We start from the raw sequence: 7,616 nt of genomic DNA on the forward strand, positions 1-7,616 counted from the left end.
TCTCATATTTTTAAGCATTTGTCAAGCATAAAATGTATAATTCCAATTATTATTTGTAAATTATACTGAATATCGGGGTCTTTTCTGTAATTCTAGATGTCTTAGGTGCGATGACAGCGTGCCGCACAACGGTCATTCATTCATTCAGGGAAGATCGGACGAACAGCTATTTTGGGGTCAATTTGAGGTCGGTGGTGATATATGAGGTTCTCTGGAAGGCGCTGAAGCTGTCGTTGGCCCAAGTGCGACTCTTGGCCCATCGGCGGTATTAGTGGCTACCTTCGATATCACCGGGAATTCGAGGTTAAGAGATCGCGCAATCGCAGAACGGTAGCTATCATCACTTTCTGCTGGCGTATCGTGACTAAATTGATACGCTGAATAGGAATTGACGAAACGAAGTAGGCTAGGACATAGTCGACTTATACGTCTATGCAGAATGGACACGATTTAATGACTGACTTTATCTTTGATGTATTTGTTCCCAACGGAACACCAACTCACACATACGTCAAAAGGACTGCTGAACAGAACGAGGAAAAGCTCGCTGCTGCGCTCGAGATACCAAATATGGTGATTTCAATTTCAGGGCCGTCGAAGACAGGTAAGACCGCGTTGATTAATACCTGCCTTACTCAAGAACGAATAATCCCAGCATCCGGTCAATCTCTTCGTACATCTAATGAACTTTGGCAAACAGTCATGCGGTGGATAGGAGGCCCCGAAGAGATCGAAAAAATCAAGGAGCGAGTTCTTAAGGCTGGCGTGGCCGGGAAAACAACTGGCGAAGCCGGCGTGTTCTTTGCGAAAGGAAAGGTGGAGGGTGAGGCCAATGGCGGAGTCGAATTCACAACCGGTACGTTAGAGAAATACGGAGTTGAGTTTTTTGAGGCAGTTGTCAAAGATCTTAGTGGTAGTGATTTTGTAGTATTCTTAGACGACTTCCATTATATTAGTAGGGAATCGCAAGTCGAAATAGCGAAATCAATCAAAGCGATTGCCGAGCGTGGCGTGCGCATTTGTATCGCGTCGGTTCCTCATAAGTCAGATGACATGGTGCGTGCCAACGACGAACTGACAGGTCGGATTGTGTCGATTCTGTTCGATTACTGGACAGTCACCGAACTGGAAAATATTGCGAAAGCGGGATTTCTAGCACTGGGAGTCGATATCGCCCCGGCGAAGGTCAAACAGCTTGCAACGGAGGCCCTCGGTTCTCCCCAACTTATGCAGTCTTTGTGCTTAAATCTGTGCCTTGAAAAGGGCATTCGAAACAAGCAGACGATGCAGTACAGGACTGACGTTTCAAATGCCGAATTCAGTGCTGCGCTTGAGAGAACGACACTTCAGACAGATTATTCCAAAACTGTCGAAAAGCTTCACACCGGCGCAAAAGAGCGTGGGACGCAAAGGAAAGAGTTCGCGTTGAAAGATGGTTCACAGGGAGACGTGTACCGCGCGATTCTGGTTTCGCTGATGCAAAACCCGCCCAGGCTTAGCTTCGACTATGATGAGATAATGAGCAGGATTAGGGAAGTCTGCATTGGCGATGCGCCTGCAGGGTCAAGCGTTCAGCTCGCTCTCAAACAAATGGATGGGATCGCAAAGGACCTCAGCAGAGAAAATTCGGTTCTGGAATGGGATGACGATCAGCTCGAAATTACGAATCCATACTTTATGTTCTATTTGCGCTCATCGCAAAAGATTGAGCAGATTAACAAGAGTAAGTCTGGCATGGTGTGATTCTTATTTCTTGTCCATGGCTGTTTCAATAGAAACGTTCATGTGAAAAAATCCCCACTGTTCCACATAGAACGCCAGAGGTCGTACGCCATTGTTGTCTATTAGTGTTGACGGAGATTCTGCAGGAACGCTTACGAAGATAGGCACCAGTTCTTCGCACATCGTAACATCGGTGGGCGTCCTTCGCACTGTTTCTCTACTGTCAGTCGAGGTGGGCTCAGATTTGTGACTTTGAACGCGGCTTTCAGGATCCGTCCAAGGTGTCCTAGCATTCGAGAATGAGTGGGTAGGGTGGATTGACCCAATCGTGACAGATTACTACTGCTGAACCGATATCTTGCGCTTTCGAAGCTTATTTCGCCTCAATGTCGCCTTCCAGCTGATAATCTTATCGAGCGCGGTCGATACGAGCGGTGGATAGTAGATTGCCTGTAGTCGACGTTTGGTGCTTCTTGTGGCAGTTATCCTCATGCCTGCTTTGTCGGTGAGGGCTGATGCGGACGAACTCTCCATCACCAATGGGCGGCTCAAGTTATTCTATCCGGATGACTGTCTAGGCGTGTTGCGGCATTGGGAAACGATCAAGCGTACTTATTCGGGTTTCTATTCCGGAGAGGAGCTGGACGAGTTTGAACGGAAATGTCGCTTCCGGGGCATCGGTGACTTCTACGACGATAGGGGCGTTGGACGTTCCTGATGGACAAGCCGATTTTTAATACGCTGATTCCATAAGGCGCTCTCCTGAAACCGCCAACTTATGCACTTGTGCACTTATGCGGAGGTGAAATGATAAGGCGATTGGGATTTATCGCCTAACGCACTGCCACTCCGCAGTAACGCATGCGATTCTAGGCATAGAGCTAGTCGGCTCCTGTCTTGCATCGGACAGTACGAACAGCCGTAATTGAATTGGAGGCACGATGGTTCTGTCGGGATTTGCCGCAAGGGGTGCTAATCAGCAGTAGTCGTCGATGGACTCGTCAAATTCATCGCCAGCAAGTCTGCAGAACTTTTTGAGCGCACCCTGTAGGGTAAAAAATGTCCCTTCGCTCTTGTGGTAAAAAAGAGCGTCCTTGGTCGAGATGTGCGCTATGGCCCAGTCTTTGACGCCTGAGGGGCTGTGCGAGAGTACAACAAGTCCGTTGTCGCTAAGCGAGTGCTGTACAACGAGCCCTTGGTAGATATCGTTTCGGACAAAGACATGTCCAAACTCGAGGGAAGAGGCATACTTCACCAAGGCATCTTCGGTTACGCGTGAAGGACAAGCTGGGAACTCAGACGGAACCCTCCAGTGAACTTGAACAACCGATGGCGTAAGTGAATCGTACTCCTCAGATGCAGGCTCGGGTTCGGTATATTTGCTTTTGCCATATAGCCATTCCCCGAGGGCTCCTCCTTTAGGAACAGCTCCGCTTTGAGCCCACTCTAGCAGGCTTTCTTTCGCCTCCTGTGCTTCGTCTTTGGTTACAGTACGCATCCAGGAGACGTCCGGGAAGTCTGTATAGGTTTGTACGCCCTTGGGGTTCTCGAAGAACGCTTCTATTGAGCCATACACAAACTCAATTCGACGCGCAGATATCGGATTAAGAAGGACATTCTCAAGTCTTGTGACCCACCTCAGATTTTCGGGTCGGTTGTTGGCGCGGTTCGTATCAATATGATCTACCACGTGCTGATCTGATGGCGGGGCGCCGTGAAAAGCGCTGCATACTATGCGGTGCACCGGTACACCGGCCAGAAGCATATACCCGGTTGAAGGGGTCTGTCGGCCGAAAGTCCACTGTTTGTCCAACAGACGGGCTCTTTTTCGATACTTGTTCAAACGGAAGATCGCGCCATTGTCGCGAACACTGTATCTTTCTTCCCGATAAGTAACTTCGAGCTCGCTATCGAATTGATCGATCAGCGCGAGATGTGTCGGTTCAAGATCTTCGTACTTCATGGCTCAAATCCCGAAATCGTAATCAAGAATCTTCTGCCCGAGGTCGTCCTTGGCCTCCTCCGTGCCGAGCCTAAACGCAAGGTATTTCGCAAATGACTCGGCAAACCAATCTGGCCGTCTGTATTGTGGGGGCAGCGTTGCGAGACAGACCGTATTGGCATCTGATCGTCGTAGTGGTCGCTCGTTGGCTAAGGATCTCCCAACATGGCGCAAAGCTTCGACCAAAGCGGCGGCACGTTCTCCGTTGCTCAGACTGGTTAGCTCTACAGCCGAAATCAGGTGTGAGGCCAGATTGCGAGTTTCTTGGACCGCCTTGTCGGCGTCCTTTCTAAACTTCGCCTTGTCAGGCGCTCTTCCCCATTCTTCAAACGTGCCAAGCGCGTCATGCACATCGTTGTTGAGGTCATTGTTTGGGTTGATGAGATCCATTCGAAGTTGCTGAATGCGCTCCACAGCGATTTCGTAGTCTGCATCGGTCCATCCAGACGGTAGATCAGCCATCTGCTTGATTTGCGCCAGCATAGCAGGGGCGTTCGCCCCATGCTGAAATGCTCCTAGCTGAGCTTCCCTGAAGCACTGTTCAGCGAACCTTTGCAGCTCTTCTTTCTTCCTATGGCGCGCCTGTTTTTCCGAATTGCTTAGTGGTGACATAACCAGCCTCATAACTTATACGTAAAGTTACGTAACCAATCTTTTGCAGGGAGTCAACTGATTTTCAAGTGCGCACCAGGTAGTGGAGGGAACGCGCGCTGCTCCACTTCATATCGATCGTATTTGAGAGCTGTTATGTCGACCTTGCGACTGACCCGCTCATTGGTGGACGACCATGTTCAATCGCTCCTGAATCCTACTCATCTGGGCATGCCCATAGCGAGAGAGCATCGCCGAGTTCCTGTGTCCTGAAATCGATGCCACTTCAGGTACCGTCAAACCAATTTCGAAGAAACGGCTGATCGCTTCATGTCTGAGGTCATGGAAGTGCAAATCGTTGATGCCTGTGCCTACAAGCATTCTCCCCCAAGCCATTTTCAACGCGTTGGCCGTCACCGGAAACACTTTCTCATTCCCTCCTGGCCCTCCCCTGCAAGAGTGCAACAGTGCAACAGCGGTAGGTGTCAGTGGGATCGTACGGGAATAGCCGTTCTTTGACTCTAGGATCGTCACACAGCGCCGTCTGAGGTCTACCTGGTCCCACTTGAGATCCAGGATTTCTCCGCGTCTCATGCCTGTTTCTATCGCGAAGATAATCACTTTCTCGATCCAGGGATTTTGTCGTGTCCTGGCTGCTTCGATCAGCCTCTCATATTCCCCGTCTCTGAGCCGTCGTTCCCGTTTGTTGTCTGTCGCTTGAAGCTTCACCTTGTCGAGTGGATTTTCTCTGATCGGAAGCCCCCATTCGTCCCGTGCGACTTCGAACATGTTATGGATCGGGCTGAACTGTCGCTTGAGGGACTTCGGGGCTATCTGTCTCAATCTCTCGTCGCGAAAGCTAGCGAAGTCTGCTGATGACAGCCGTGACAGTGGTTTCCTGCAAATGTGATGGCGGAGGAAAGCGTTGAGGATGATTGTTTCCACCTCGCAGCATTTCTTCCCCGGGAGCACGGTGTCTCGATACCGTTTGACGAGTTCGCCCAAGGTGATCGTGTCGAGAAGCTTCCGATTAGGTTCAAGCTCTGCCCTGTCGGCCTGGACTTCCATCTGTCGTGCCCATTCCTTGGCATCTTTCAGTTGGTGGAATGAGCGGGATATCGACGGAAAACCATTGCGGCGTATCTGGGCCTGATATTTGCCTCGATGTTTGCGAATAGATGCCATGGCGGATCCTTTGCTGTGACCAGAGTGTGACCAACAGCTGAATCCAATGTCTTTTCGTGAGAGGCATTCTTAACCTAAGTCTATGTAATATCTTAGGTTCTGGAATGGTGGGCGGTACTGGGATTGAACCAGTGACCCCTACGATGTCAACGTAGTGCTCTCCCGCTGAGCTAACCGCCCGGGTTTTGTTCCATCGCAATTCCGGACGGAAAACCGCTCAGCACTTTTCCCGGAATTGCCTCAGAGCCGCGCATACACCACAAGAGGCGCGACCGGTCAATAGCGTGAATGCCATAAATATGGCGTCGCGATGACAGGCCTCAGGCGGCCTTGATCAGCTTGTCGACCTCGGAGACCAGTTCACGCAGGTGGAACGGCTTGGAGAGGACTTTCGCGTCTTTCGGCGCGTTGGAATCGGGGTTGAGCGCGACGGCCGCGAAACCGGTGATGAACATCACCTTCAGGTCCGGGTCGAGCTCGGTGGCGCGGCGCGCCAGTTCGATGCCGTCCATCTCCGGCATGACGATGTCGGTCAGGAGCAGCGAGAACGGCTCCTCGCGCAGCCGTTCATAGGCGCTGGCGCCGTTGTCGTAGTCGATGACCTGATAGCCGGCCTTTTCGAGCGCCTTGACGAGAAAGGCGCGCATATCATTGTCGTCTTCGGCGAGAAGGATGCGGTTCATGTTTAACCCGTTCAGTTTCCACGCGAAATGCGGGGCGAGAATCTGTAGCACCAGTCATTACCGGGCAGGGTAAACAACCGGTTTATTCGCCCCGAAAAAACCATGATCGGCGGGAGTTTTCACCCGTTCGTGGCGCGCAGGACACTGGACAGGGAGAAAGGCTCCTGTCAACAATCTTGGCAAACACATTAGGAATCAGCAAGGCGGCCGTTACGGAATATGTACAGCGCACCCGATTTTGAGGACCATCCGGCCTTCGAGGTCAGACAGCCGGCCGACCAGCGGGTTCCCTACGTGTTCAATTCGCCGCATAGCGGGCGCAATTATCCGCCGCGCTTCCTCAACATGAGCCGGCTGGACACGATCGCGATCCGGCGATCGGAAGACTATTTCGTCGAAGAGCTGTTTTCCGGCGCGGTGCCGCTCGGCGCGCCGATGCTGATGGCGCATTTTCCGCGCGCCTATCTCGACGTCAATCGCGAGCCCTACGAGCTCGATCCGCGCATGTTCGGCGAAAGGCTGCCGCCCTATGCCAATTCCCGCTCGATCCGCGTCGCCGGCGGTCTCGGCACGATCCCGCGCGTCGTTTCGGAAGGGATCGAGATCTACAATTCGCGCCTGCCGGTCGCCGAGGCGGAGGCGCGCATCACCGGCATCTACAAGCCCTACCACCAGACGCTGCGCGACCTTCTTGCCCAGACGCATCGCCGGTTCGGTTTCGCGGTGCTGATCGATTGCCATTCGATGCCGGCATCGGTGCGTTACGGCCAGGACGGGGTGCGGCCCGACTTCATCATCGGCGACCGATTCGGCACCAGCGCCAGCCGCGACCTGAGCGAGGCGGCGATATCGATCCTGTCCGGGATGGGTTATCTGGTGACATCCAACAAGCCCTATGCGGGCGGGTTCATCACCGAGCACTACGGCCGGCCGCTGAAGGGGCTGCACGCGCTGCAGATCGAGGTCAATCGCGGCCTCTACATGGATGAGCCGACGATTACCAAGAAACCGTCCTTCCACCTGCTGCAGGAAGACATCGGCGCCTTTATCGCGCAGATGATGGCGCTGCCGGACAGCCATTTCTTCGATTATTCGATCGCCGCAGAATAATTCGGCGCGGCGTCTCGAAAAAAGAGCCGCATCATTTGCATGACGCGGCCAAAGTCTAGGGAGGAAACGCCCAAGGAGGGCGCGGCAGCAAGCTGCCAACTCCAAGATTATGTTGCATTGCACAATTGTCAATGTGCGATGCGCAATTTCACGAAAATTTGCTTGCGTCGCCCGGCGATGTTGCGCAGATGACACTCATGACCCAGCAAAAACTGCCCGACATCGCCTTCATGCAACGCCTCGCCGCCGCGGCGGCGGCCGAAACGCTGCCGCTGTTTCGCAGTGCGGCGCTGATCGAGAACAAGGACCTGGACGGTTTCGAC

The 7,616-nt window shown here is 52.7% G+C and carries 6 protein-coding genes and 1 tRNA gene; 2 read left to right on the forward strand and 5 right to left on the reverse strand.

Annotated elements, in window-relative coordinates:
* Positions 1-453 precede the first annotated feature (453 nt).
* Positions 454-1,743 carry a P-loop NTPase family protein gene (locus IG169_RS04155; RefSeq protein WP_193174909.1) on the forward strand — a complete coding sequence of 430 codons (1,290 nt, stop codon included), beginning with the start codon at positions 454-456 and terminating at the stop codon, positions 1,741-1,743.
* Between the two features lie 955 nt (positions 1,744-2,698).
* On the opposite strand, the gene IG169_RS04160 is transcribed toward IG169_RS04155, so the two are convergent.
* The 5 genes from IG169_RS04160 to cpdR form a co-directional block, all read right to left on the reverse strand.
* A complete protein-coding gene (locus tag IG169_RS04160; protein WP_193174910.1) occupies positions 2,699-3,685 on the reverse strand; it encodes an HNH endonuclease signature motif containing protein in 987 nt (328 codons plus the stop codon).
* Between the two features lie 3 nt (positions 3,686-3,688).
* The gene (locus IG169_RS04165; protein ID WP_193174911.1) at positions 3,689-4,336 is read right to left on the reverse strand and encodes a hypothetical protein; all 648 of its coding nucleotides are present in this window, start codon (positions 4,334-4,336) and stop codon (positions 3,689-3,691) included.
* A gap of 159 nt (positions 4,337-4,495) precedes the next feature.
* Positions 4,496-5,500 carry an integrase gene (locus IG169_RS04170; protein ID WP_193174912.1) on the reverse strand — a complete coding sequence of 335 codons (1,005 nt, stop codon included), beginning with the start codon at positions 5,498-5,500 and terminating at the stop codon, positions 4,496-4,498.
* A gap of 105 nt (positions 5,501-5,605) precedes the next feature.
* A tRNA-Val gene (locus tag IG169_RS04175) sits at positions 5,606-5,680 on the reverse strand.
* Positions 5,681-5,820: 140 nt separating this feature from the next.
* A complete protein-coding gene (gene cpdR, locus IG169_RS04180) occupies positions 5,821-6,183 on the reverse strand; it encodes a cell cycle two-component system response regulator CpdR (protein WP_193174913.1) in 363 nt (120 codons plus the stop codon).
* 219 nt (positions 6,184-6,402) lie between these two features.
* Here cpdR and IG169_RS04185 point away from each other — a divergent pair, with 219 nt between their 5' ends.
* On the forward strand, positions 6,403-7,293 hold the full coding sequence (locus tag IG169_RS04185; protein WP_193174914.1) for an N-formylglutamate amidohydrolase: 891 nt from the start codon (positions 6,403-6,405) through the stop codon (positions 7,291-7,293).
* Positions 7,294-7,616: the final 323 nt, after the last annotated feature.

It is taken from the genome of Oricola nitratireducens (assembly GCF_014904745.1).
Lineage (GTDB): Bacteria > Pseudomonadota > Alphaproteobacteria > Rhizobiales > Rhizobiaceae > Oricola > Oricola nitratireducens.